Origin of the sequence: Denitrificimonas caeni DSM 24390 (assembly GCF_000421765.1) — a bacterium.
Lineage (GTDB): Bacteria > Pseudomonadota > Gammaproteobacteria > Pseudomonadales > Pseudomonadaceae > Denitrificimonas > Denitrificimonas caeni.
This window is the reverse complement of sequence record NZ_ATXQ01000001.1, coordinates 286,079-311,691: the sequence shown is the minus strand read 5'-3', so window position 1 is coordinate 311,691 and position 25,613 is coordinate 286,079. Positions and strand designations below refer to the sequence as shown.

The following is a 25,613-nucleotide window of genomic DNA, read 5'->3' as shown; positions in this document are numbered from 1 at the left end:
TCTTCTCAGGTGTAGCGTATTGGTTTTGTTAAAGATACAGGGCATATTGGAGTGACTGTATTGCGCTGCATTATTAGGTTGTGCGAGCCATGCACCGCCAAGCCTTAGACTGAGAACGCCATGAGTGAAGAGATTTTAATCAATATTACGCCAATGGAATCACGGGTTGCCGTGGTCGAAAATGGTGTTTTACAAGAAGTTCATGTTGAGCGTACCCAGCGTCGCGGCATTGTTGGCAATATTTATAAAGGTAAGATCGTCCGTGTACTGCCGGGTATGCAGGCGGCTTTTGTTGATATTGGCTTATCGCGTGCGGCGTTTATTCATGCTGCGGATATCACTGCTCGTGAGGGTATGACCGGAGAGGGTATTAGCGGCTTAGTGCATGAAGGCCAAGCGCTAGTCGTCCAAGTCACTAAAGATCCGATTGGCAGTAAAGGTGCACGCATGACCACCAATTTATCGATTCCTTCGCGCTACCTCGTGTATATGCCGAGCAGCAGTCATATTGGCGTGTCACTGAAAATTGAAGAAGAAGCAGAGCGCGAGCGCTTAAAGCAAGCCGTGACAGAGTGCTTGGCCAGTGAAGGTCTTGAGGAAAAGGGCGGGTTTATTATTCGCACTGCCACTGAAGGTGCAGATATTTCAGCAATTATGCTGGATATACGTTACTTGCACCGTCTCTGGGAGCAAGTTCGGGAGCAGATGCAAGTCTGCGGCGCACCGACAGTCATTTACGAAGAGCTTTCTCTGCCATTGCGCACCTTGCGCGACCTAGCGGCGGAGCATACGGAAAAAGTACGCATTGATTCGCGGGAAACGTTGCTTAAAGCACAGCAGTTCGTCGCAGAATTAATGCCGGAAATTGCTGACCGGGTGGAGCACTACCCAGGCGAGCGACCGATTTTTGATTTGTATGGCATTGATGATGAAATTCAAAGAGCCTTAGAGCGAAAAGTGCCGCTCAAATCAGGCGGGCACCTGGTGATTGATCCAACCGAAGCGATGACCACTATTGATGTCAATACCGGTGGTTTTGTTGGTCATCGTAATCTTGAAGAAACGGTATTTAAAACCAATCTTGAAGCGGCTTTAACCATTGCCCGTCAATTGCGCCTGCGCAATGTCGGCGGCATTATCATTATTGACTTCATTGATATGGAGGACGAAGAGCATCGTCGCCAGGTTTTACGTACCTTGGAGCGTCAGCTCGAACGCGATTACGCAAAAACCAACATTATTGGCATCACCGAACTGGGCTTGGTGCAGATGACGCGCAAACGCACCCGTGAAAGTTTGGCGCAAGTGCTTTGCGAACCCTGTTCTACATGCCAAGGGCGTGGGCAAGTGCGCAGTGCGGAAACCATTTGTTATGAAATCTTTCGTGAGATTTTACGTGAGGCGCGTGCCTTTCAAGCCGATGGTTATATGGTGCTGGCCAGTCAGAGTGTGGTCGACCGCTTGCTCGATGAAGAGTCTGCCAACGTCGCTGATTTAGAGTCCTTTATTGGGCATCCTGTGCGCTTCCAAGTAGAAACGATGTACTCGCAAGAACAATATGATGTTGTTTTGTTGTAATGCCGGCAATCATTAAGGTGTATGCATGATGGCTCTGTTGCGCTTCTTCAATACTCTGCTGCGTTGGAGCCTGTGGAGTATTGCTGGATTGCTGATTTTGGCTGCCTTATATGTCAGTGTCGGACGCCAGTTCACGCCCTTGCTTGCTGAATACCGTGAGCAAATTGAGCAGGAGTTGCAGCAGCGCTTACAGCAAGATATTCATATTGAGCGATTAGAGGGTACCTGGAGCGGTTTTTCACCAGTGCTTGAGGCGCGTGACGTCTCGATCGGCAGCGGTGCTGATTTATTATTGCTCGATGAACTGCATATTCAGCCCGACATGTTGGCCAGTTTATTGACCCGAGAGTTGCGCTTAAAAGCTGTGACTTTAGTGGGTCTGCAAATTTCTGTAGAAGAAGTGCAGCCACGGCAATGGGCTGTGCAGGGCGTGCGTTTAGACAGCAGCGAAAAAGCAGTATTTAAGCTCAATGATTGGCTGGCTAAATTGCAGCAAGTGGCGCAATTGAGCGTGATTAACAGTCGGGTGATTGTGCAAGCCTATGGCAATGAGCCTTTGCCATTGAAATATGCAGGTTTCACTCTCAGTCGTGTCGGTGCAGAACAGCACTTAGCGGTGCGAGCAGTGTTGCCAGATGGACAGGCTTTAGAATTGAGTGCACAAGGACGCTTAATTGGCAAAGACTGGCAGCAGAGCGCCATCAATGTGTATTTGAAAATCCCTAGCAGTGACCTTGCGCAATGGCTGCCCAAAGGTTACTTAGCAGATTGGCAAGTAACACAATTACGCACGGGTGGTGAGCTGTGGCTACAGGCTCAGCAAGGACGTATCTATACTGCAGCAATCGAGTTTGCTGATCTAGTCGCTGACGTGCAAGCACCGCAAGCTAGTGCAGTGCATTGGCAGGCCAATCTTATTCAAGGCTTTTATCAAGATGATGGGCAGCAGCAGGTTGCTTGGTTGCCGAGTTTTACTTGGCAAGTGGATGATCTGGCACCACGCAATTGGCCGTTGTTGGTGCGTTACAGCGATCAAGAAACACCAACCTGGAAGCTAGCTGCTGAACAGTTAGAGCTGGCTGACGTGCATTACTTAGCTGAGCGTTTACTGCCTTTGCCTGAGGTGGCCGCTGATGTGCTGCAGAGCATGCAGCCGCAAGGCGTGCTGCGTCATATTAATCTGCAGTGGCAGCCAGAGCAGCCACGAGAGCAGCGTTTAGCGTTTGCCGCGGATGTGCAGCAGGTGGGGTTTTCCAGCTGGCATGATGTACCCGCTGCCACAGGAATCAGTGGGAAAATTGCTGGCGGTTTCACCGGTGGAGAGCTGCGCTTAGCCAGTGATGACGGTTTTAGCTTGCACTTGGCACGTATCTTCCCTGAACCGTGGCAGTATCTGCGCGCTCATGCACAGCTACTCTGGCAGTTCGACTTAGAGGGGTTTACTTTGCGCAGCCCTTATTTGCAGGTGAGTGGTGAGGAAGGGGAAATTGGTGGAGATTTTTTAATTCGTCTACTGACAGATCCTGATGAAGAAGACTACATGGATTTGCGTGTAGGACTGCGTGATGGTGATGCGCGCTTTACTGGTAAGTACTTGCCGAGTTTGGTGCCTGATTTTAGTGATAACTTAGAGCATTGGTTACAAACGGCGATTCGTGCAGGGCATGTTAATCAAGGTTACTTTCAATATCAGGGTTCGCTCAACAAAGGCGCCGCGCCAGCAGCTCGCTCAATCAGTTTGTACTTTGACGTAAAGGCCGCCGAGTTAGAATATCAACCGGGTTGGCCGGCATTGACTGAAGCGGTGGGTGAAGTACTGATTGAAGACAGCGGTGTGCGCATTAGTATTGAGCAAGGCAAAATTCTCAACTCATCTGTTACTTCAGCTTATGCCGAAATTGCGCATAAGGATGGTCAGCCTTCGGAGTTAGAGCTACAAGCTGAATTGCAAAGCAGTGTTGCTGATGGTTTGCATATTTTACAAAAAACACCGCTGGCCAAAGCAACAGATGGCTTTGCACGCTGGAGTGGACAAGGTCAGTTACCGGCAACTTTAGATTTGCTGATCCCTTTGCATGCCGGACAAAGCCCTGATATTAATCTGCAGTTGCATGCGCAGGACGTTGAACTCAATATCCCAGATATAAATGTAGAGCTGCGTAAATTACGTGGCGAGTTTGTTTTTAATAGTAAACAAGGGCTGAGTGCTAAGACCGTCAGTGGGCAGTTTTTAGATCAGCGCTTTAGCGGCAGTATTGAGGCGCAAGGACGCAGTGGCAATTTGCGTACACATCTTGATGTTACCGGGTTGATGCCGATTGCATCCTTGACCCGCTGGGCTGATATTAAACAGATACTTCCAGCGTCCGGCACCTTGCCGTATCGCTTACGCTTGTTACTGGAAGGCGATGACAGTCAACTGCGTATTGATTCCAGCTTGTTAGGGGTGAAAATAGACTTGCCCGCACCTTTTGGAAAAACTGCAGAGCAGCAAAGCTATGCTGATTGGCGGATGACTTTGGCAGGCAAAGAGCGTCGCTACTGGTTGGATTATGCGGATCAACTGAGTCTGAATTTTGCCGCTGCAGCCGATGATTTGTTAGCTGGGCGCGCTGAGCTTCGGGTCGGTGGAGGGCTCGCGCGATTACCGACGCAAGCGGGTGTGCAAGTGCGCGGTCGTTTAAATGAGCTTGATATCGAACAATGGCAAGCTGTGTTGCAGCGTTACGCCGGAAGTGCCACAGATCATCAAAGCGTGTTGAAAAAAGCGCAATTGCAAGTCAAGCATTTGCATGGCATGGGTTTGAGCGCTAATGATGTGGGATTGCTTTGGCAAGCTGGCAAGGGCAAGGCTTGGAGTCTTAATCTAGACAGTCAGCAGCTCAAAGGTAGTCTTACTGTATCCGATAGCGCAAAGCCTTTTGTGGTGCATGTTGAACATCTTTACTTGCCAAAAAGTGTGCCTGCCGAAAGCGCGCGGCCACGCAGTGACCTGTTGTCGGACTTTGATATGCGCAGTATTCCTGCTATGAATGTACAGATTGACGCGCTCTATCAAGGACAGGAACATTTGGGCTCATGGTCATTCAATACACGACCAAAACCGCGCGGAATTAGTTTTGAGCAACTTGATTTGTCTTTAAAAGGATTGAAAGTTGCAGGTCAGCTGGATTGGCAGAAGGTAAGCGGACAGGTGCGCAGTCAGTTTACGGGGCGGATCAGTGGTGCCAATGCCAGCGAGATATTGTTGGCTTGGGGTTATGCACCAAGCATTACCAGTGATGAGTTTCGTGTCGATGCTTCGGTGCACTGGCAAGGTTCACCTGCGGGACTGAGTTTGAGCAATATCAGCGGCACCGCAGACATAAGCTTTCGCAAAGGCCAGTTGGTATCTGTAGATGGCGGTGCGCAAGCCTTACGCGTGTTTGGTTTGTTGAATTTTGATTCGATAGGACGCCGTTTGCGATTAGATTTTTCTGACTTGATTGATAAAGGCTTAGCTTATGATCGGATTAAAGGTGAGTTACTGATCGATAATGGTGCTTATCGAACAAATAAAGTTTTAAGTCTTGATGGGCCGTCGAGTGATTTGGAGTTAAAAGGTCAGCTCGACTTAGTTAAAGAGCAAGTCAATGCAACACTACAGGTGGCATTGCCGTTAACCAATAACCTGCCTCTTGCCGCAATTGCTGTGGGCGCCCCAGCCATTGGTGGTGCTTTGTTTATTGTCGACCGCTTGATTGGTGATCGCGTTGCGCGTTTTGCTAGTGTTAAATATTACATTTCAGGTAAGTGGCAAAATCCGACAATTTCGTTAAGTAAAGAATCGCGTAAATAGTAGGCAGCGCGATTAAGCGCGCTGCGCTGCGGCTATGGGTTGCTGTGCACTTTCTAAAATTTTACGTGCGTGCACTAAGGATTCTTCAGTTAAATCAATGCCGCCAAGCATCCGCGCCAACTCTTCTACACGTTGATTATCAGACAGCAAGCTCACGGCAGTGTTGGTTTGTTTTTGTTTGCGCTCTTTATGCACAAATAAATGCTGATGCCCTTGCGCCGCAACTTGCGGCAGATGGGTGACCGTAAGCACTTGTCCTGACTCGCCGAGCTGGCGCAATAATTGTCCAACCACTTCAGCGGTCGGACCACCAATACCAACATCCACTTCATCAAAGACTAAGGTTGGCACGCGCGAAGTTTGTGCGGTGATCACCTGAATTGCTAAGCTGATGCGGGATAACTCTCCGCCTGAGACAACCTTGGCGAGACTTCGTAAAGGTTGACCGGGATTGGCGCTGACTAAAAACTCAATGTTTTCTAAGCCGTGCAGAGCAGGTGTAGTGGCACTGACTGGCTGCAGATCAACGCTAAACTGACCACCTGGCATGCCCAGAATATGCAACTGCTGCATGACTGCGTTGCTGAGTTTCTTTGCGGCACTGGTGCGTCGCTTACTCAACGTTTGCGCTTTTGCTTGGTACTCTTCCTGTAATAATGCGGTGGCTTGCTGTAAGTGTTCGAGATTTGCATCGTCGGCATCCAGCGCGGCCAGTTCACCTGACAGCTGAGTTTGTAGAGCATGCAGTTGTTCGGGTTGCACACGGTGTTTGCGAGCTAAGGTGTAAATGGCGTCGAGACGTTGCTCTAACCATTGCTGGCGCTGTGGGTCTGCATCAAAGTGATCAAGAAAATGATTAAAGTCGCCGATTGCTTCTTCGATCTGAATATGTGCGCTAGCAAGTAGCTCGGTTGCTTGAGAAAATGCTGATGGAGTCCCCGGTATAGCACGTGCGCGTTGCAGTAAAGTAGCTAAGATACTGAGCACATTGCTGCTGTCATTCTCACTGCAGGCATCAATAATTTGCCGGCAGTTATCCAGCAAGCTTTCGGAGTTACTTAAGCTTTTATGCTCTTGCTCTAGTTGCTCAAGCTCGTCTTTGTCCAGCGCCAGTGTTTCCAGTTCTTCGAGCTGATAGGTTAATAATTGTCGACGTGCCCGCTGCTCTTCATCGTTGGCGCGGAGTTTGTCGAGTTGCTGCTGGGTCGTGCGCCAGCGCTGAGCAATGCTCTGTACTGCGCGGGTGAGTTCAGTGGCAGCCGCAAACTCATCGAGTAGTCGGCGATGCGTCTCTGTTTTTAATAACGATTGATGCTCATGCTGGCTATGAATATCAATTAGCAACTCACCCAGCGCCTTAAGGTCGGCCTGCGGGCATGGGGTGCCATTAATATAAGCACGAGAGCGCCCTTCAGGAGTGATCACGCGGCGCAAAATACACTGTGCCTCGTTATCGAGGTCACGCTCTTTGAGCCATTGTTGTGCTTCAGGGATGCGCGACACATCAAAGCTGCTGAGAATATCAGCTTTATCGGCGCCAGGACGTACCACGCTGCTGTCTGTGCGCGCACCTAGGGTCAGACTGAGTGCATCCAGCATGATCGACTTGCCGGCACCGGTCTCGCCGGTGATGACGCTCATGCCGTCTTGCAACTCAAGATCAAGGTGTTCAACGATGGCGTAGTTTTGGACGGAAATATGTATCAGCATGGTTACGACTCCTGTTTGTGCTGTTCATTTATACAGTGAAATAAACAGTGTTTTCAAGAGCGGCTTGAGAGATTTATTAACTCTGCAGCAAAAAAACGATCAACGGTAGTCTCTGTTCTGAGCTATTACTGCTGCTTTGCTGAGTTTGAGCCTCTAGAGAACAGTTCAAAAAGTATGACTAAAAAACGTTTTTTGCACTTGAAGTTCGCTTGATGAACCCCATATAGCAGGCATAGCACAGGTAAAATGCCTGTTATTTGATCGTAAAGGAGGGTGCCATGACTGACGAGCAAACTTTAGATGAGCAAGCGTCTGATATGAATGCAGAACAGCAGGCCGCAACAAATCCAGCAGATCTAGCGCAAGAGCGCATTGCTGAGCTGGAAGGTCAGTTGGTTAGCGCACAAGAAAATGCATTACGTGCAGCTGCAGAGGCGCAAAATATTCGTCGTCGCGCCGAGCAAGACATTGAAAAGGCACATAAATTTGCTTTGGAAAAATTTGCTACAGATTTGTTAGCGGTGCTCGACAGTCTTGAGCGTGGTCTTGAAGTCTCTGATCCGACAGACGAGAAAATTCGTCCAATGCGCGAAGGTATGGAACTGACCTACAAGCTGTTTTTAGACACTATGAAGCGTTTTCAGGTAGAGCGTGTCGATCCACAAGGTGAGCCGTTTAATCCAGAGCAACATCAAGCGATGGCGATGGAAGAAAGCATTCACGCCGAGCCAAACAGCGTCTTAAAAGTGTTTCAGTGTGGTTATATGATGAATGGCCGCCTGCTGCGCCCAGCAATGGTTGTAGTCAGCAAGGCGCCGAGTGAGCCGCCAGTAAAAATTGATGAGCAGGCTTGAAATTTTCATTAAGCGCCCCATCTAGTTAAACAAGTAATTAATATTTTTCAGTCCAGCTGTGTGCTGTGAATGAAGCAAAACTTAGGAGATTTAAAATGGGTAGAATTATCGGTATTGACTTGGGTACCACCAACTCTTGTGTGTCAGTTATGGAGAATGGTGTTGCTAAAATCATTGAAAACTCAGAAGGCGGTCGTACTACGCCGTCAATTATTGCTTACACCAATGATGGCGAAATCTTAGTCGGTCAAGCAGCTAAGCGCCAGTCTGTGACTAATCCGCATAACACGCTGTACGCAGTTAAGCGTTTGATTGGTCGTCGTTTTGATGAAGATGTAGTACAAAAAGATATCAAAATGGTCCCGTACAAGATCACTAAGGCAGACAATGGTGATGCTTGGGTTGAAGTAAAAGGCGAAAAAATGGCACCGCCGCAGATCTCTGCGGAAGTACTTAAGAAAATGAAGAAAACCGCTGAGGATTATCTCGGTGAGCCAGTGACCGAAGCAGTTGTCACTGTGCCTGCGTACTTTAACGACAGCCAGCGTCAAGCCACTAAAGATGCGGGTCGTATTGCCGGTCTTGATGTTAAGCGTATTATTAACGAGCCAACTGCAGCAGCCCTTGCTTACGGTATGGACAAAGCCAAAGGCGACCACACAGTTATTGTTTATGACTTAGGTGGTGGTACTTTTGACGTGTCAGTGATTGAAATTGCTGAAGTCGATGGCGAGCACCAGTTCGAAGTATTGGCCACCAACGGTGATACCTTTTTAGGCGGTGAAGACTTCGATAACCTGCTAATCAACGACTTGGTTGATCAGTTTAAGAAAGACAGCGGTTTTGATCTTAAAAATGATCCATTAGCAATGCAGCGCCTAAAAGAAGCTGCAGAAAAAGCTAAGATCGAACTGTCTTCAGCGCAGCAAACCGATGTCAATCTGCCGTACATCACTGCTGATGCGAGCGGTCCTAAGCACCTTAACATTGTAATTACTCGCGCTAAGCTTGAGGGTTTGGTGGGTGACTTAGTTCAGCGCACGCTTGAGCCTTGCCGTGTTGCTTTGAAAGATGCAGGTATCGATGTTGGCGCAATCAATGATGTAATTTTGGTTGGTGGTCAAACACGTATGCCGTTGGTACAGAAAACCGTTGCTGAGTTCTTCAAGAAGGAAGCGCGTCGTGATGTTAACCCTGATGAAGCGGTAGCGATGGGTGCGGCGATTCAAGGTGCGGTATTGTCTGGTGATGTAAAAGACGTTCTGTTGCTTGACGTGAGCCCGCTGACTCTTGGTATTGAAACCATGGGTGGTGTCATGACGGCATTGATTGAGAAAAATACGACGATTCCTACTAAGAAATCACAAGTGTTCTCAACCGCAGATGACAATCAAAATGCTGTGACCATTCATGTGCTGCAAGGTGAGCGTAAGCAAGCTGCGGTTAACAAGTCGTTGGGCCGTTTTGATTTGTCAGATATTCCGCCAGCACCACGTGGTGTGCCACAAATTGAAGTGACTTTTGATATTGATGCTAACGGTATTCTTAACGTGTCGGCTAAAGATAAAGCCACAGGTAAAGAGCAATCCATCGTCATTAAGGCCAACTCCGGTTTAAGTGATGAAGAAGTTGAGCAAATGATTCGCGATGCAGAAGCCAATGCTGATGAAGACCGTAAGTTTGAAGAGCTGGCAACAGCGCGCAACCAAGGTGATCAGTTAGTCCATGCAACGCGTAAAATGCTGACTGAAGCAGGCGACAAAGTTACTGAAGAAGAAAAAGCTGCCATTGAAGCCGCTGTGGCTGAGTTGGAAGTTGCCGTTAAAGGTGACGATAAGGCTGAGATTGACGCAAAAGTTGAAGCGCTTTCACAAGTCAGTGCGCCAGTCACACAGAAAATGTATGCCGAGCAAGCTCAGCAAGGTGACGCAACAGCAGCAAGCGATGATAACGCTGATGATGTGGTTGATGCAGAGTTTGAAGAGGTTAAGGATACTGATACTAAGTAATCCTTTAAAGCTAAGCCCTGCAGTTCAGCCAAGGTTGATGCAGTAGTGACTCACCACGCGGGACTAGCTCCCGCGTTGGTGTGTCTGGCAGATGAGAATCCGGAGTTAAAAGAGTTATGGCAAAGCGTGATTTTTACGAAGTACTCGGCGTGGAGCGCGGTGCGAGTGAGGCGGAGCTGAAAAAAGCCTATCGCCGCTTAGCGATGAAATTTCACCCGGACCGTAATCCGGATGACAAAGACGCTGAAGATAAGTTTAAAGAAGCCAACGAAGCCTACGAAGTGCTGTCGGATGCCGACAAGCGTGCAGCTTATGATCGTCATGGCCATGCGGGTGTTGATCCGCAGATGGGCGGCGGCGGCTTTGGTGGTGGCGGTAACTTCTCCGATGTGTTCGGTGATGTGTTTAGTGATTTTTTTGGCGGCGGCGGCGGCGGTCGTGGCGGCCCGCAACGTGGTAGCGATTTACGCTACAACATGGAGTTGGACCTTGAAGAAGCAGTGCGCGGCACGACCGTTAGCATTCGAGTACCGACTTTAGCTGATTGTAAAACCTGTAAAGGTTCTGGTGCGAAAAAAGGCACCAGTCCAGTGACTTGTACGACCTGTAACGGTATGGGGCAGGTAAGGATGCAGCAAGGTTTCTTTGCTGTACAACAAACCTGCCCACGTTGTCATGGTTCCGGCAAGATGGTTACTGATCCGTGTGGTGATTGCCATGGTCAAGGCCGTGTTGAAGAAGAGAAAACCTTATCGGTTAAAGTTCCAGCTGGCGTTGATACCGGTGACCGTATTCGTTTAAGTGGCGAAGGCGAAGCCGGTACTTTAGGTGGCCCGTCAGGCGATCTATATGTGGTGGTCAATGTGCGTCCACATGCGATCTTCCAGCGTGATGGCCGTGACTTGTATTGCGAAGTACCGATTAGCTTTGCTGATGCGGCGCTGGGTGGTGAATTGGAAGTGCCGACCTTAAATGGTCGGGTCAAACTGAAAATCCCAGAAGGCACGCAAACCAACAAGCTGTTCCGTTTGCGTGGTAAGGGTGTGACGCCAGTGCGTGGTGGTGGCGTGGGTGACTTGATGTGCCGCGTTGCTGTAGAAACGCCGGTCAAGCTGGATAAGCGCCAGCGTGAGTTACTTGAAGAGTTCCGTGCCTCTCTGCAAGGTGATGCTTCACATTCGCCGCGTGAAAGCAGTTGGTTTGAAGGTGTAAAACGCTTCTTTGGCGATCTGTAATCTGTGCGAGAGGGCTATTGCGCTGTAGAGTATTGCAGCGCATAGCGCTTAACGTTAAATAAGCGGGGAAGAAAATCAATGCTTCGAGTTGCAGTGGTAGGTGCCGCAGGGCGCATGGGTAAAACATTAATTGAAGCGGTACGCATGGTGCCTGCTTTGCAATTAACTGCCGCGATTGACCGTCCAGAAAGCAGCCTGATTGGTGCTGATGTTGGTGAGTTGGCTGGTGTCGGTCGGATTGGTGTCAATCTGGTCGGTGATTTATCGAGTGTGCTTGATCAGTTCGATGTGTTGATTGATTTCACTCATCCCACCGTGACGTTAAGTAATCTGGCAATTTGTCGTCAAGCTGGTAAAGCGATGGTGATAGGCACTACAGGCTTTAGTGAAGCTGAGCGTCAACTGCTCAAGGATGCGGGGCAAGAGATTGCTATCGTTTTTGCGGCGAACTTTAGTGTCGGTGTGAACCTTTGCTTAAAATTGCTTGATACCGCTGCGCGTGTATTAGGTGATGATGCTGATATTGAAATCATCGAGGCACACCACCGTCATAAAGTCGATGCGCCATCCGGTACGGCATTGCGTATGGGTGAGGTGGTTGCTGCCGCTTTAGGGCGTAACTTAACCGATGTTGCCGTCTATGGGCGCGAAGGACAGACTGGCGCGCGCCAGCGTGAAACCATTGGTTTTGCTACCGTGCGAGCAGGTGATGTGGTCGGCGATCATACGGTGTTGTTTGCTGCAGATGGCGAGCGGGTAGAAATCACCCATAAAGCATCCAGCCGTATGACTTTTGCCAAAGGCGCGGTGCGCTCTGTGTTGTGGTTAGAAGGCCGGTCTGCCGGTCTTTACGACATGCAGGATGTGTTGGAGTTGCGTTGATCGGTTTGATTGCTTCCGATTTTTGAAAAAAACCAGTACAATCTCTTTTTAGTGTATCCACTAGAAGTGCGCCCATATGAATTACTTAAAAGCGGAATGATGTCAACACACGTCATTCCGCTTTTTTGCGAAAAAAAGTGCACATAACAGTCTTATTTACGGGAGGTCTTCTTGACTAAGCCAGCCATACTCGCCCTTGCTGACGGCAGCATTTTTCGCGGCGAAGCCATTGGAATTGACGGTCAAACCGTTGGTGAGGTGGTCTTTAACACTGCCATGACCGGCTATCAGGAAATTCTTACAGACCCATCCTATGCTCGCCAGTTGGTTGCGTTAACCTATCCTCATATTGGTAATACCGGCACCACCCCTGAAGACGCTGAGTCAAATCGCGTCTGGATAGCTGGTCTGATTATTCGTGACTTGCCGTTGCTGTCCAGCAGCTGGCGCGATAAAAAGCCTTTAGGCGAATACTTAAAAGATAACAAAATCGTTGCGATTGCCGGTATTGATACCCGTCGCTTGACCCGTATCCTGCGTGATAGCGGTGCCCAAGGCGGCTGTATACTTGCCGGCGATGATGCCACCGAAGAGCGTGCGCTGGAATTGGCGCGGGGATTTGCTGGCTTGCAAGGCCTCGATTTAGCGCAAGAAGTGACCACCGATAAAATCTATGAGTGGCGTTCAGCGCCATGGCAGTTGATTACCGATAGCCATCCGGAAATTCAAGCAGGCCAATTGCCCTACCATGTGGTTGTCTATGACTACGGTGTGAAGCGCAATATCCTGCGCGTATTGGTTGCGCGCGGCTGTCGACTGACTGTAGTGCCAGCACAAACGCCAGCCAGCGAAGTCTTAGCCTTGAATCCTGATGGGGTTTTCCTCTCTAATGGTCCTGGTGATCCTGAGCCGTGCGATTATGCAATTGCCGCGATTAAAGAAATCTTAACCACAGATATTCCAGTGTTCGGTATTTGCTTAGGCCACCAGTTGCTTGCTTTAGCATCAGGTGCGCGCACTATGAAAATGGTTAACGGCCATCATGGTGCCAACCACCCAGTGCAGGACTTGAAAAGCGGTATGGTGATGATCACCAGTCAAAACCACGGTTTTGCGGTGGATAAAACCAGTCTGCCAGAAAACTTGAAAGCTACGCATGAGTCTTTGTTTGACCAAACCTTACAAGGCATTGAGCGCACTGATAAAGAGGCCTTTGGTTTTCAGGGTCACCCTGAAGCAAGTCCAGGCCCAAATGATGTCAGTTCTTTGTTTGACCGCTTTGTTGCCAGCATGGCAGCGCGTCGCTAAGGGATAGTCGTTATGTTGCCAAGCTTGGGAATCACTGATCTTTGGACGTATGTCCTCGGTACGGTGTTTATCGTGTTGTTGCCGGGACCAAACTCTTTGTTTGTTCTTGCGACAGCCGCCCAGCGTGGCATTGTTTCGGGTTATCAGGCTGCATACGGTGTGTTTCTTGGTGACACAGTACTGATGTTGTTATCTGCAGTCGGCATTGCCTCTTTGTTACGCACAGAACCGATGTTCTTTCTTGCCCTGAAATACCTCGGTGCAGCCTATCTGTGTTGGCTTGGTGTGGGCATGCTACGCTCGGCGTGGCGCTCAATGCATAGCGCTGCGCTCACCGCAGAAGTGATTGAGCAGCAAAAGCCTGCGCAGAAACCTTTGCGTAAAGCATTTTTGCTGAGCATCTCCAACCCGAAAGCGATTTTGTTCTTTGTTTCATTCTTTATTCAGTTCGTCGATCCAGGCTACGCCCATCCTGGTTTATCGTTTCTAGTACTAGGCTTAATTCTGCAGTTGATTAGCGGGATTTATCTGAGTGTACTTATTTTTACCGGCGCCCGATTAGCTCACTGGTTTCGTCAGCGACAACGCTTGGCCAACGGTGCGCTAACTGGAGTAGGCGCCATGTTCGTCGGCTTTGGCGTGAAGCTGGCCACCGCAACCCTGTCCTAATATTACGAGAATCCCATGCCAAAACGCACAGACATTAAAAGCATCCTCATCATCGGCGCTGGTCCAATTGTTATTGGTCAAGCGTGTGAATTTGACTACTCTGGCGCGCAGGCGTGTAAGGCGTTGCGCGAAGAAGGTTACCGAGTCATTTTAGTGAACTCAAATCCTGCTACGATCATGACTGATCCAGCGATGGCTGATGCGACCTATATCGAGCCGATCAAATGGCAGACCGTTGCAAAAATCATTGAGAAAGAACGACCAGATGCTTTGCTACCGACGATGGGTGGCCAAACAGCACTGAACTGTGCACTCGATTTAGAGCGTGAAGGTGTTTTAGAGAAGTTTGGCGTAGAAATGATTGGCGCCAATGCCGACACCATTGATAAAGCTGAAGACCGTTCGCGTTTTGACAAGGCCATGCGTTCCATTAACTTGGCATGTCCGCGTTCAGGCATTGCCCACAACATGGAAGAAGCTTACAAAGTTCAAAGCGAAGTCGGCTTCCCTTGCATTATTCGCCCAAGCTTCACCATGGGCGGCACTGGCGGTGGTATTGCTTACAACCGTGAAGAGTTTGAAGAGATTTGTACCCGCGGTCTTGATCTGTCACCGACCAAAGAGCTGCTGATTGATGAGTCGCTGATCGGTTGGAAAGAGTTTGAGATGGAAGTGGTGCGCGACAAAAATGATAACTGCATTATTGTCTGCTCAATCGAAAACTTTGACCCGATGGGTGTCCATACCGGTGACTCGATTACCGTAGCGCCTGCACAAACCTTGACTGACAAAGAGTACCAAATCATGCGCGACGCCTCTTTGGCGGTGATGCGTGAGATTGGCGTTGTCAGCGGTGGCTCTAACGTACAGTTCGGTATTGATCCAAAAGATGGTCGTATGGTGGTGATTGAGATGAACCCGCGGGTTTCACGCTCATCAGCGCTGGCATCAAAAGCCACAGGTTTCCCAATCGCTAAAATCGCGGCAAAACTGGCAGTGGGTTATACCCTTGATGAGTTGGATAACGATATCACTGGCGGTCGTACCCCAGCATCCTTTGAGCCATCCATTGACTATGTTGTCACTAAGATTCCGCGCTTTACCTTTGAGAAGTTCCCTAAAGCGGATGCACGTTTAACCACGCAGATGAAATCTGTGGGTGAAGTGATGGCGATTGGTCGTACCTTCCAAGAGTCGCTACAAAAAGCTTTGCGTGGCTTGGAAGTTGGCGTCAATGGTCTTGATTCCATTCTTGATCTGAAAAACCCAGAAGCGGCCAATATTCTTCGCCGTGAATTGACCGTGCCAGGTGCGGATCGTATTTGGTATGTGGCCGATGCCATGCGTTTTGGTATGTCCCGTGACGAAATTTATGAGTTGACCAAAATTGATCATTGGTTCCTCGTGCAAATGGAAGACTTGGTGCATGAAGCTGAGCGTCTAAAAACTGTGGGTTTGGCAGAAATTGATGCCGCGCAAATGTTTAAGCTCAAGCGCAAAGGTTTCAGTGATGCACGTTTAGCTGCGCTGCTAGGCGTTTCCGAGAAAAACATCCGCAGCCGTCGTCATCAGCTCAATATTTTCCCAGTGTATAAGCGTGTGGATACCTGTGCCGGTGAGTTCGCCACTGACACGGCTTACATGTATTCAACCTATGAAGAAGAATGTGAAGCTAATCCAAGCTCACGCGAAAAAATCATGATTCTCGGTGGTGGCCCGAACCGTATTGGCCAGGGTATCGAGTTTGACTATTGCTGTGTGCACGCAGCTCTGGCGATGCGTGAAGATGGTTATGAAACCATCATGGTCAACTGCAACCCAGAAACGGTATCAACCGACTACGACACTTCAGATCGCTTGTACTTCGAGCCTGTTACTTTAGAAGATGTGTTGGAAATCGTGCGTGTTGAAAAGCCAATCGGTGTGATCGTGCAGTACGGTGGCCAGACCCCATTGAAAATCTGCCGTGCGCTAGAAGAGGCGGGTGTACCGATTATTGGTACCAGTCCAGATGCAATTGACCGCGCTGAAGACCGCGAGCGTTTCCAGCAAATGGTGCAGCGTTTGGGTCTATTGCAGCCACAAAACGCCACAGCGCGCAGTGAAGAAGAAGCTATTACCGCTTCAAAAGAAATTGGTTACCCGTTGGTTGTTCGTCCATCCTATGTGTTGGGTGGTCGCGCCATGGAAATCGTCTATGACGAAGAAGAGCTGAAGCGTTACATGCGCGAAGCCGTACAAGTTTCAAATGATAGTCCAGTGTTGCTTGATCACTTCCTCAACAGTGCGATTGAAGTCGATGTGGATGCCGTCTGCGATGGTGAAATCGTGGTAATTGGCGCGATCATGCAACACATTGAGCAAGCTGGCGTACACTCTGGTGACTCAGCTTGTTCATTGCCACCTTACTCACTGCCTGCGCATATCCAAGATGAGATTCGTGATCAGGTCCGCCGCATGGCATTAGAGCTTGGTGTGCTCGGCTTGATGAACGTACAAATGGCGGTGCAGGGCGAAGATATTTACGTGATTGAAGTTAATCCACGTGCCTCACGTACCGTGCCTTTTGTCTCGAAATGTATTGGTGAGTCCTTGGCTAAAGTCGCTGCGCGCGTGATGGCGGGTAAAACTTTAACTGAGCTAAACTTTACTAAAGAGATCATTCCACCATTCTTTAGTGTTAAAGAAGCAGTGTTCCCATTTGCTAAATTCCCAGGTGTTGATACGATCCTCGGCCCAGAAATGAAATCTACGGGTGAGGTGATGGGTGTTGGTGATAGCTTCGCTGAAGCTTTTGCCAAAGCGCAAATGGGTGCCGGTGAAGTGTTGCCAACCAGTGGTTGCGCCTTTATCAGCGTGCGTGAAGAGGATAAACCTTTCGCTGCTGACTTGGCTCGTGACTTGATTGGCTTGGGCTTCACTGTGGTCGCCACCACAGGCACTGCGAAACTTATTGAGGCAGCCGGTTTAGCCGTGCGCCGTGTGAACAAAGTAACTGAAGGTCGCCCGCACATTGTTGATATGATCAAGAATGATGAAGTGTCCTTAGTTATCAATACCACCGAGGGGCGTCAGTCTATTGCTGACTCCTACTCGATTCGTCGAAACGCTCTGCAACGTAAAATCTACTTCACCACAACCCTCGCGGGTGGTCAGGCAGTTTGCGAGGCGCTTAAATTTGGTCCAGAAAAGACCGTGCGTCGCTTGCAGGACTTGCATGCAGGAATTAATGCGTGACTAAATATCCAATGACACTCCAAGGCGCTCGCGCCTTGGAAGAAGAGCTTAAACATCTGAAAACCGTAATGCGCCCAAAAATTACCGCTGACATTGCTACCGCGCGTGAATTGGGCGACTTAAAAGAAAACGCTGAATACCATGCAGCGCGTGAGCAGCAGGGTATGACTGAGGCGCGCATTCGTGACATCGAAGGTCGCCTCTCTGCTGCGCAGATTATTGATGTCACCACCCTTCCTTATACCGGAAAAGTTTTTTTCGGTACTACGGTTGAAATTGCTAACGTTGAGACGGACGAGACGGTCACTTATCAGATTGTTGGTGAAGATGAAGCGGACCTTAAGCAGGGTAAAATATCGGTGACATCGCCGATTGCTCGCGCTTTGGTTGGCAAGGAAGAAGGCGAAGTAGTGGTGGTGCAGACACCCAGTGGTTTAATTGAATACGAAATTATTGAGGTGCGTCATATCTAATCTCAGCTCATTCAAAGCAGGCGCGAATACTTGGCAATTGGCGCAAGTGTTTTGGGTTGGTGGTATTTGGATGATGCACTTCGTTTTGCTGGGTGTATTAGAAAAGCTTGGTTTTGCCAGTTTGTTAGTGCAAGAGGTCGCGCAGTATGCGCGGCCCTTACTTATCGGTTTCGCATTAGCCTGTGTGCTACTGCAGTTGTGGGTGCTTAAACAGACCATGCCGTGTAAGCAGATGCTGAAGGATTCGCGCGGACAGTTATTGCTAGCAACGCTAATGCTGTGCAGCAGTTTCTTTATGTGTCGAGCGTTCTGGCCTGCTGCGCAATATTGGCTGGTGTACAGTTATTTGGCGGTCGGGATGTGCGGTGTGTTGTTGGTTTTGCAACCCATACCTGGGCGCCACTCTCAGCTGTTAAGTTGAGGTGTAACGCCCAAGCGGTGAGGCAGAGTCATTAAGCGTTGTAGCGTAATATGTTGGACAGGTTTTTATTGGGTTGTGCATTTTTACGGTAAACCAGTGCAACCTTGCCGATGCTTTGCACCAACATGCAGCTGCTTTTTTCACACAGCTCATCAATGATTGCTTTACGGTCTTCGCGTTCGCCAAGACGTAGCTGAACCTTAATAAGTTCGTGATCGTTAAGGGCACGATCCAGTTCTGCTAGCACGTTATCGGTTAAACCGTTATCGGCAATGGTAACAATCGGCTTAAGGTGATGGCCGATGGATTTAAACTGTTTCTTTTGCTCTTGTGTGAGCGACATAATCGACCTCTGAGTCGTAACATGAATGAAGGTGGATAGTTTACCTGACCTGAAGCTTAAGAGGTATTCTGTGGCTCGATCTAAAAGCAGTTCGCGTTGGTTAAAAGAACATTTTGATGATCCGTTTGTAAAAATGGCGCAAAAAGATGGCTACCGCTCGCGTGCCAGCTATAAATTGTTAGAAGTGCAAGAAAAAGATCGTATCTTGCGTCCGGGTATGACTGTGATTGATTTGGGCAGCGCCCCAGGGGGCTGGTCACAAGTGACCAGTCGCGTGATTGGTGACAAAGGCACTTTGATTGCTTCAGATATTTTGCCGATGGCGGCGATTGCTGATGTAACCTTTATTGAAGGTGACTTCACTGAAGAACGAGTGTTTCAGCAAATCATGGATGCGGTGGGGAATAATCCAGTCGACCTTGTTATTTCCGACATGGCCCCCAATATGAGTGGTGTGAGGGCTGCTGATCAAGCAGCGGCGATGTATTTATGTGAACTCGCCTTGGATTTAGCATCTAAAGTACTACGCCCGGGTGGCGATTTTTTAATTAAAGTGTTTCACGGTGAAGGTTTCGATGCCTATTTGCGTGATGTGCGCAGTCGCTTTGAAAAAGTGCAAATGCGCAAGCCCGCTTCATCACGAGACCGCTCGCGTGAGCAGTATTTGTTAGCACGCGGCATGCGCGCCTTGGATGAAAATGTTTAAATGTATTGTTACAGGACAAACACACGCAGTGCGTCAATCTGTAGTAAGTTTGTTATGTGTAATTGACGTATGTGTTGCGCTGAGTGCAGCAGAGGGTAAATTGAAGTGAACGATATGACTAAAAACCTACTTTTGTGGTTAGTTATCGCTGCTGTCCTAGTGACTGTAATGAACAACTTTTCCTCGCAAAGTGAAACGGGCAAGCTGAACTACAGTTCTTTTATTGAAGAAGTGAAGTCAGGTCGTGTTCAGCAAGTTACAGTAGATGGTTTTGTGATCAGCGGTATGCGCACTGATGGTAGTGTCTTTGAAACCGTGCGTCCGGCCATTCAGGATAATGGTCTGATGGGCGATCTGATTGATAACAACGTCAGCATCGTAGGTAAGCAGCCAGAGCGCCAAAGCATGTGGATGCAATTATTGGTTGCCAGTTTCCCTATTCTGATTATTTTAGCTGTGGTGATGTTCTTTATGCGTCAAATGCAAGGTGGCGCTGGCGGTAAGGGCGGACCCATGAGCTTTGGAAAAAGTAAGGCGCGTTTGCTTGCAGAGGATCAAATCAAAACCACATTGGCTGACGTTGCGGGTTGTGATGAAGCTAAAGAAGAAGTGGGTGAGATTGTTGAGTTCTTACGTGACCCAAGTCGCTTTCAGCGCTTAGGCGGTAAGATTCCACGCGGCGTGCTGATGGTCGGACAGCCCGGTACCGGTAAAACCTTGTTGGCAAAAGCCATTGCCGGTGAAGCAAAAGTACCGTTCTTTACCATTTCTGGTTCTGACTTCGTAGAGATGTTTGTCGGTGTCGGTGCCTCGCGTGTTCGCGATATGTTTGAACAAGCGAAGAAACACGCCCCTTGCATTATCTTTATTGATGAAATTGATGCCGTGGGTCGTCATCGTGGCGCTGGTATGGGCGGTGGTAATGATGAGCGCGAGCAGACGCTAAACCAATTATTGGTTGAGATGGATGGCTTTGAAGACAATGATGGCGTAATTGTCATTGCTGCAACTAACCGTCCCGATGTACTGGATCCAGCGTTGTTGCGTCCAGGGCGTTTTGACCGCCAGGTTGTGGTAGGTCTGCCGGATATTCGTGGTCGTGAGCAAATTCTTCAAGTGCATATGCGCAAAGTGCCGGTGCATGATGATGTTGATGCAGCGGTCATTGCTCGAGGCACACCAGGTTTCTCGGGTGCAGACTTGGCTAACTTGGTCAATGAAGCAGCGCTATTTGCTGCGCGTTCTGAAAGTCGCTTAGTGACCATGAAAGAGTTTGAGTTGGCCAAAGACAAAATCATGATGGGTGCAGAGCGTAAGTCCATGGTGATGTCTGAAAAAGAAAAGCTCAACACGGCCTACCATGAAGCAGGGCATGCAATTGTTGGTCGCTTAGTACCAGAGCATGACCCAGTGTATAAAGTGTCCATCATTCCGCGTGGGCGAGCTTTAGGTGTGACCATGTTCTTACCTGAAGAAGATCGTTACAGCTTGTCTAAGCGCGGCTTGATCAGTCAGATTTGTTCGCTCTATGGTGGTCGAATTGCTGAGGAAATGACACTTGGTTTTGATGGTGTCACCACTGGAGCCTCTAACGATATTATGCGTGCTACGCAGTTAGCACGAAATATGGTGACTAAGTGGGGATTGTCAGAAAAACTCGGTCCTTTGATGTATGCCGAAGAAGAAAATGAAAGTTTCTTAGGCCGTTCAGGTGGTGGCACTAGTAATGTTTCTGGTGACACGGCTAAATTGATCGACCAAGAAATCCGCGACATTATTGATCATTGCTACGCGACTGCTAAACAGATCTTGCTGGATAATCGCGATAAGCTTGAGCAGATGGCGATGGCTTTGATGAAGTATGAAACCATTGATAGTGACCAGATTGATGACATCATGAGTGGTCGTGAGCCGCGTGAGCCAAAAGATTGGAGCGGTGGTGGTTCAGCGGGTAAGTCTGCTCGGCAGGCCGAGCCCCAGCAAGAGCAGGACAAGTCTGCACAAGAACGGCCAGAGGCGCCAATTGGTGGGCCGGCAGGCGAACATTAATAATCAGCACAACGGGCGCTCTTTAGCGCCCGTTTCAATAGAACAGAAAGGCAGATTATGCACGCTATTGCACACCCGTATTTAGGTTGCGGCAAACATCAGCTTGACCTTACACGCGCCCATGTTATGGGTATTCTCAATGTAACCCCTGACTCGTTTTCTGATGGCGGACGCTACACCTCGTTAGAACAGGCCGTCTTGCGCGCTCATGAGATGGTGGCAGCCGGTGCAAGTATTATTGATGTGGGTGGTGAATCAACTCGTCCTGGGGCCGCTATTGTCAGTGCACAGCAAGAGCTTGATCGGGTTGCACCATTGATTGAGAGGCTTGCTGCTGAGTGCGATGTGATTATTTCAGTAGATACGTCCACGCCTGCAGTGATTCGTGAGTCAGCCCGTCTCGGCGCAGGATTGATTAATGATGTGCGTTCGTTGCAACGTGATGGTGCTTTAGATGCGGCTGCAGCAACGCATTTGCCTGTTTGTTTAATGCATATGCGTGGTGAACCTCAGACCATGCAGGATGCGCCGCATTACGTGGATGTTGCTGCTGAGGTCAAGGGCTTCTTGCAGGAGCGCATCAGTGCTTGTGTTGCTGCTGGCATTGCTGTGGAGCGCATTATTCTTGATCCTGGCTTTGGATTTGCCAAAAATACCCAGCATAATTATGAATTATTTAAGCGCTTGCCGGAGTTGCAAAGCTTGCAGCGGCCGCTTTTGGTGGGCGTATCTCGAAAAAGCATGATCGGCAACATTTTACAGCGGCCTGTTGATCAGCGTTTATATGGCAGTTTAGCTTTGGCCGTTATGGCGCTAGAGCGCGGAGCTAAAATTTTACGGGTGCATGATGTGGCGGCGACCATGGATGCATTGAAAATCTACAATGCGGTACAAGATGCTGCAAAGGAACAATAAAGCAATGACAAAAAAATACTTTGGCACGGATGGTATTCGTGGTCGCGTAGGCACTGCACCAATCACTCCTGAGTTCATGCTAAAGCTAGGCTGGGCAGCAGGTATGGCATTTCGTAAGCAAGGTAAATGCCGTATTTTAATTGGTAAAGATACGCGTATTTCCGGTTACATGTTTGAATCGGCGCTGCAAGCCGGTTTGTCCGCCGCAGGTGCCGATGTGATGTTGCTTGGTCCCATGCCAACGCCTGCGGTAGCCTATCTCACCCGTACATTTCAGGCCGACGCGGGTATTGTGATCAGCGCATCGCATAATCCTCATTATGATAACGGCATTAAGTTCTTCTCCGGTGGCGGTACGAAATTACCCGACTCGCTGGAATTAATGATTGAAGAATTGCTCGATATGCCAATGACTGTGGTTGAGTCAGAACAGCTTGGTAAGGCGTCACGGATCAACGATGCCGCGGGACGTTATATTGAGTTTTGCAAAAGTAGTGTGCCAACCAGTACCAGTTTTGCCGGTTTAAAAATTGTCCTTGATTGCGCCCATGGTGCTACTTATAAAGTGGCTCCTAATGTATTTAGTGAGCTCGGTGCGCAGGTGATCACGACCGCAGCTCATCCTGATGGTTTGAATATCAATGCAGGCGTCGGTTCAACGAGTTTAGGGGCTTTACAAAAGGCTGTGGTCGAGCATGGTGCCGACCTGGGCATCGCTTTTGATGGTGATGGCGACCGTGTGCAAATGGTCGATCATACCGGCGCCATCGTCGATGGCGATGATTTGTTATATATCATAGCAACTGACATTCAAGAACGTGATCGTTTGCCGGAAGGAACCGGTGTAGTCGGCACTTTGATGAGTAATCTGGGGCTTGAGCTGGCGCTAAAAGAGCGTGCAATACCCTTTGTTCGCGCTAAAGTGGGTGACCGTTATGTGATGGCAGAAATGCAAGAGCGGCAATGGGTGCTTGGTGGAGAAAACTCAGGGCATATTCTCTGTGCGCAGCATGCCACCACAGGGGATGCGATTATTGCAGCGTTGCAGGTGTTATTGGCTTTGCGTCGTCGTGGTCAAAGTCTAGCGAAAGAGCGTTTGGCTTGGCAGAAACTACCACAAGTGCTGATTAATGTGCGTTTTACGGGGGATGCTGATCCTGTTACGCATCCGCAAGTGCAAGCGGCGTGTGATGAAGTCACTACGGCAATGGCTGGGCGTGGGCGCGTTTTATTGCGCAAATCAGGTACCGAGCCTTTGGTGCGAGTAATGGTTGAAGGTGATGATGAGTCTGTGGTGATGCGCCATGCACAGCACTTGGCTGATGTTGTTAAAACAGTATGTGCTTGATTCTGCTTGCATGTTTTTATGCGCTTGAGTAATATCTGCGCCCACTTTGAGCGAAGAGGTACGACATGCGTCGCCCATTGGTAGCTGGTAATTGGAAAATGCATGGCACTCGCGGCAGTATCGCTAAGCTGGTTACTGAACTATCAGTACAAGCTATGCCTGCTGACGTTGATGTTGCAATTTTCCCGGGTTTGATTTACTTGCAAACTGTCCTTGCTGCTGTGGCTGATTGCGCTATTGTTGTTGGTTCGCAAGACTGTGCGGTGCAGATGGAAGAGGGGGCGCTGACTGGCGAAACCTCTGCGTTACAGCTGCAGGATTTAGGTTGCTCCATGGTAATTGTGGGGCATTCTGAAAGAAGACAGTTGCAAGAAGAAAATGATGGTGTAATATGCCGCAAGTTTATTGCAGCTCAAAGTGCAGGGTTAACTCCCATTCTTTGTGTCGGTGAAACGCTTGCAGAGCGTGAAGCAGGTTTGGCTTTGCTTACTGTACAAAGACAGGTTGATGCAATACTGCTTGAATTAGGTGTTGATGTGCTGCGTAATGCGGTAATTGCTTATGAGCCCATTTGGGCTATAGGTACCGGATTAACAGCCTCCCCAGAGCAAGCGCAAGAAATACATGCACAAATACGTGCACATGTGGCAAAATACAGCGCGTCAATTGCCCAAGAGTTACGTATTATTTACGGTGGCAGTGTTAAAGCCGCTAATGCTGCTGAGTTGTTTGCTCAAGCAGATATCGATGGGGGGTTAGTAGGCGGAGCCTCCCTCAATGCAGATGAATTTAGTGCGATCTGTCGCGCTGCGGGAAACTAAAATGCTGGAAACAGTCATAATTATTGTGCATTTGGTGGTTGCGATTGGTGTTGTAGGTTTTGTTCTGATTCAGCAGGGCAAGGGCGCAGACGCTGGTGCTTCATTTGGTTCGGGCGCTTCAGGTACTGTTTTTGGATCGCAAGGTTCAAGTAGTTTTTTGAGTCGTTTTACAGCTGTGTTAGCAGCTGTGTTTTTTGCAACAAGCTTGGGCTTGGCGTTTTACGCTAAAGACCGTGCTGTAACCATTACTGAGTTAGGTTTACCTGATCCTGCAGTATTGGAAGTGAAGCCTCAGGCGCAACCTTTGCTGGAAGACATTCCTCAAGTTGAAAGCAAAGCGACTGAAGCAACAGAAAGTGATGTACCTGCTGTAGATTGATTTTGCCGAGGTGGTGGAATTGGTAGACACGCTACCTTGAGGTGGTAGTGGCCATAGGCTGTAGGGGTTCGAGTCCCCTTCTCGGTACCAATATTACAAGATCGCCTGCTGTATGCAGGCGATCTTGTTTGTAGTCTGCTTGACTGAAGCAGGTTGTGGCTGTATTATTCGGCCTCACGTTATGCTTTACACTTGTGATTGCGCAAGTGGACGTGACAGATTGCTTCTAAAAGCCCCTTGTAAGGGGCTTTTTGTTAGGTCGCACAGAAATATTTTTAAATTTTGGATGGGCGTTATGCCCATTTTTCATTTCTACAGCGTGCATTGGAGGTCGGATGACGAGCAAGCTGGAACAGTTGCAGAACATATTGACGCCGGTGATCGAAGCGTTAGGTTATAGGTGCTGGGGTATTGAGTATATTTCTCAAGGCCGTCATTCAGTGCTGCGAGTTTATATTGATCATGAAAAAGGAATTGTGATCGAAGATTGTGAAACAGTGAGTCGTCAGCTTAGTGCTGTTATGGATGTTGAAGATCCAATCAGTTCTGAATATACGCTTGAAGTTTCTTCTCCAGGAATGGATCGCCCGCTCTTTACTTTGGCGCAGTTTGCTGAGTTTGTGGGTGAGCAAGTGAAAATTAGATTACGTTCTCCAGTGGAAGAACGCCGCAATTTCCAAGGGCTGATTCGATCAGTCGAAGATCAAGATGTGGTTATTCAGGTGGATGAGTACGAGTACCTGTTGCCAATCGATCTGATTGAAAAAGCGAACATACTTCCGAACTTTGAATAAGAATACGGACTCCGCGACTTTTATAGTTTGCGAAAGGCGAGGCA

Annotated in this window: 20 protein-coding genes and 1 tRNA gene; 19 read left to right on the top strand and 2 right to left on the bottom strand. The window is 48.8% G+C overall.

Annotation, left to right across the window (positions count from 1 at the left end):
* The first annotated feature begins 120 nt into the window (after nt 1-120).
* Both rng and H591_RS0101440 read left to right on the top strand, forming a co-directional pair.
* Nucleotides 121-1,578, top strand: coding sequence for a ribonuclease G (gene rng / locus H591_RS0101445; protein ID WP_022965160.1), 1,458 nt, complete (start codon nt 121-123; stop codon nt 1,576-1,578).
* A gap of 25 nt (nt 1,579-1,603) precedes the next feature.
* Nucleotides 1,604-5,416: a YhdP family protein gene (locus H591_RS0101440; RefSeq protein ID WP_022965159.1), complete on the top strand. Its 3,813-nt coding sequence runs from the start codon at nt 1,604-1,606 to the stop codon at nt 5,414-5,416.
* A 12-nt stretch (nt 5,417-5,428) separates the two neighbouring features.
* On the opposite strand, the gene recN is transcribed toward H591_RS0101440, so the two are convergent.
* Nucleotides 5,429-7,126, bottom strand: coding sequence for a DNA repair protein RecN (recN, locus tag H591_RS0101435; protein ID WP_022965158.1), 1,698 nt, complete (start codon nt 7,124-7,126; stop codon nt 5,429-5,431).
* Between the two features lie 278 nt (nt 7,127-7,404).
* On the opposite strand from recN, the gene grpE reads away from it, so the two are divergent.
* The 9 genes from grpE (at nt 7,405) to H591_RS0101390 (ending at nt 18,214) form a co-directional block, all read left to right on the top strand.
* Complete coding sequence (gene grpE, locus H591_RS0101430; RefSeq protein WP_022965157.1) at nt 7,405-7,980, top strand: nucleotide exchange factor GrpE; 576 nt, start codon at nt 7,405-7,407, stop codon at nt 7,978-7,980.
* A gap of 95 nt (nt 7,981-8,075) precedes the next feature.
* Nucleotides 8,076-9,989, top strand: coding sequence for a molecular chaperone DnaK (dnaK, locus tag H591_RS0101425; protein ID WP_022965156.1), 1,914 nt, complete (start codon nt 8,076-8,078; stop codon nt 9,987-9,989).
* Nucleotides 9,990-10,105: 116 nt separating this feature from the next.
* Nucleotides 10,106-11,224, top strand: coding sequence for a molecular chaperone DnaJ (gene dnaJ / locus H591_RS0101420; protein WP_022965155.1), 1,119 nt, complete (start codon nt 10,106-10,108; stop codon nt 11,222-11,224).
* Between the two features lie 78 nt (nt 11,225-11,302).
* Nucleotides 11,303-12,106: a 4-hydroxy-tetrahydrodipicolinate reductase gene (dapB, locus tag H591_RS0101415; protein WP_022965154.1), complete on the top strand. Its 804-nt coding sequence runs from the start codon at nt 11,303-11,305 to the stop codon at nt 12,104-12,106.
* 171 nt (nt 12,107-12,277) lie between these two features.
* Nucleotides 12,278-13,414: a glutamine-hydrolyzing carbamoyl-phosphate synthase small subunit gene (gene carA, locus H591_RS0101410; RefSeq protein ID WP_022965153.1), complete on the top strand. Its 1,137-nt coding sequence runs from the start codon at nt 12,278-12,280 to the stop codon at nt 13,412-13,414.
* A gap of 15 nt (nt 13,415-13,429) precedes the next feature.
* Nucleotides 13,430-14,083, top strand: coding sequence for a leucine efflux protein LeuE (gene leuE / locus H591_RS0101405; protein WP_028244098.1), 654 nt, complete (start codon nt 13,430-13,432; stop codon nt 14,081-14,083).
* Nucleotides 14,084-14,098: 15 nt separating this feature from the next.
* Complete coding sequence (gene carB / locus H591_RS0101400; protein ID WP_022965151.1) at nt 14,099-17,320, top strand: carbamoyl-phosphate synthase large subunit; 3,222 nt, start codon at nt 14,099-14,101, stop codon at nt 17,318-17,320.
* Nucleotides 17,317-17,793 carry a transcription elongation factor GreA gene (greA, locus tag H591_RS0101395; RefSeq protein WP_022965150.1) on the top strand — a complete coding sequence of 159 codons (477 nt, stop codon included), beginning with the start codon at nt 17,317-17,319 and terminating at the stop codon, nt 17,791-17,793. Before carB ends, greA begins: the two co-directional genes overlap by 4 nt.
* A 70-nt stretch (nt 17,794-17,863) precedes the next feature.
* Entirely contained in the window at nt 17,864-18,214 is a 351-nt protein-coding gene (locus H591_RS0101390) for a hypothetical protein (protein ID WP_051145764.1), read from the top strand.
* 31 nt (nt 18,215-18,245) lie between these two features.
* Here H591_RS0101390 and yhbY read toward each other — a convergent pair whose 3' ends face one another.
* Nucleotides 18,246-18,557 carry a ribosome assembly RNA-binding protein YhbY gene (gene yhbY, locus H591_RS0101385; RefSeq protein ID WP_022965148.1) on the bottom strand — a complete coding sequence of 104 codons (312 nt, stop codon included), beginning with the start codon at nt 18,555-18,557 and terminating at the stop codon, nt 18,246-18,248.
* A 70-nt stretch (nt 18,558-18,627) separates the two neighbouring features.
* Between yhbY and rlmE the strand changes: the two genes are divergently transcribed.
* From rlmE to rimP, 8 genes are all read left to right on the top strand, one after another.
* On the top strand, nt 18,628-19,263 hold the full coding sequence (gene rlmE, locus H591_RS0101380) for a 23S rRNA (uridine(2552)-2'-O)-methyltransferase RlmE (RefSeq protein WP_022965147.1): 636 nt from the start codon (nt 18,628-18,630) through the stop codon (nt 19,261-19,263).
* Nucleotides 19,264-19,368: 105 nt separating this feature from the next.
* On the top strand, nt 19,369-21,312 hold the full coding sequence (gene ftsH, locus H591_RS0101375) for an ATP-dependent zinc metalloprotease FtsH (protein WP_232362412.1): 1,944 nt from the start codon (nt 19,369-19,371) through the stop codon (nt 21,310-21,312).
* Between the two features lie 57 nt (nt 21,313-21,369).
* Nucleotides 21,370-22,227, top strand: a complete 858-nt coding sequence (folP, locus tag H591_RS0101370; protein WP_022965145.1) for a dihydropteroate synthase — start codon at nt 21,370-21,372, stop codon at nt 22,225-22,227.
* A gap of 4 nt (nt 22,228-22,231) precedes the next feature.
* On the top strand, nt 22,232-23,575 hold the full coding sequence (gene glmM, locus H591_RS0101365; protein WP_022965144.1) for a phosphoglucosamine mutase: 1,344 nt from the start codon (nt 22,232-22,234) through the stop codon (nt 23,573-23,575).
* A 65-nt stretch (nt 23,576-23,640) separates the two neighbouring features.
* Entirely contained in the window at nt 23,641-24,396 is a 756-nt protein-coding gene (gene tpiA / locus H591_RS0101360; protein WP_022965143.1) for a triose-phosphate isomerase, read from the top strand.
* A gap of 1 nt (nt 24,397) precedes the next feature.
* On the top strand, nt 24,398-24,775 hold the full coding sequence (gene secG / locus H591_RS0101355; protein WP_022965142.1) for a preprotein translocase subunit SecG: 378 nt from the start codon (nt 24,398-24,400) through the stop codon (nt 24,773-24,775).
* A 4-nt stretch (nt 24,776-24,779) separates the two neighbouring features.
* Nucleotides 24,780-24,865 (top strand) — tRNA-Leu (locus H591_RS0101350).
* Between the two features lie 245 nt (nt 24,866-25,110).
* The gene (gene rimP / locus H591_RS0101345; protein WP_022965141.1) at nt 25,111-25,569 is read left to right on the top strand and encodes a ribosome maturation factor RimP; all 459 of its coding nucleotides are present in this window, start codon (nt 25,111-25,113) and stop codon (nt 25,567-25,569) included.
* Nucleotides 25,570-25,613: the final 44 nt, after the last annotated feature.

What these genes read in the sequence shown, in the direction of transcription:
- glmM (WP_022965144.1), top strand. Translation starts at nt 22,232, where the DNA reads ATGACAAAAAAATACTTTGGCACGGATGGTATTCGTGGTCGCGTAGGC.
- carB (WP_022965151.1), top strand. Translation starts at nt 14,099, where the DNA reads ATGCCAAAACGCACAGACATTAAAAGCATCCTCATCATCGGCGCTGGT.
- grpE (WP_022965157.1), top strand. Translation starts at nt 7,405, where the DNA reads ATGACTGACGAGCAAACTTTAGATGAGCAAGCGTCTGATATGAATGCA.
- dnaK (WP_022965156.1), top strand. Translation starts at nt 8,076, where the DNA reads ATGGGTAGAATTATCGGTATTGACTTGGGTACCACCAACTCTTGTGTG.
- dapB (WP_022965154.1), top strand. Translation starts at nt 11,303, where the DNA reads ATGCTTCGAGTTGCAGTGGTAGGTGCCGCAGGGCGCATGGGTAAAACA.
- rimP (WP_022965141.1), top strand. Translation starts at nt 25,111, where the DNA reads ATGACGAGCAAGCTGGAACAGTTGCAGAACATATTGACGCCGGTGATC.
- rng (WP_022965160.1), top strand. Translation starts at nt 121, where the DNA reads ATGAGTGAAGAGATTTTAATCAATATTACGCCAATGGAATCACGGGTT.
- H591_RS0101390 (WP_051145764.1), top strand. Translation starts at nt 17,864, where the DNA reads ATGATGCACTTCGTTTTGCTGGGTGTATTAGAAAAGCTTGGTTTTGCC.
- yhbY (WP_022965148.1), bottom strand. Translation starts at nt 18,557, where the DNA reads ATGTCGCTCACACAAGAGCAAAAGAAACAGTTTAAATCCATCGGCCAT.
- dnaJ (WP_022965155.1), top strand. Translation starts at nt 10,106, where the DNA reads ATGGCAAAGCGTGATTTTTACGAAGTACTCGGCGTGGAGCGCGGTGCG.
- H591_RS0101440 (WP_022965159.1), top strand. Translation starts at nt 1,604, where the DNA reads ATGATGGCTCTGTTGCGCTTCTTCAATACTCTGCTGCGTTGGAGCCTG.
- secG (WP_022965142.1), top strand. Translation starts at nt 24,398, where the DNA reads ATGCTGGAAACAGTCATAATTATTGTGCATTTGGTGGTTGCGATTGGT.
- folP (WP_022965145.1), top strand. Translation starts at nt 21,370, where the DNA reads ATGCACGCTATTGCACACCCGTATTTAGGTTGCGGCAAACATCAGCTT.
- tpiA (WP_022965143.1), top strand. Translation starts at nt 23,641, where the DNA reads ATGCGTCGCCCATTGGTAGCTGGTAATTGGAAAATGCATGGCACTCGC.
- recN (WP_022965158.1), bottom strand. Translation starts at nt 7,126, where the DNA reads ATGCTGATACATATTTCCGTCCAAAACTACGCCATCGTTGAACACCTT.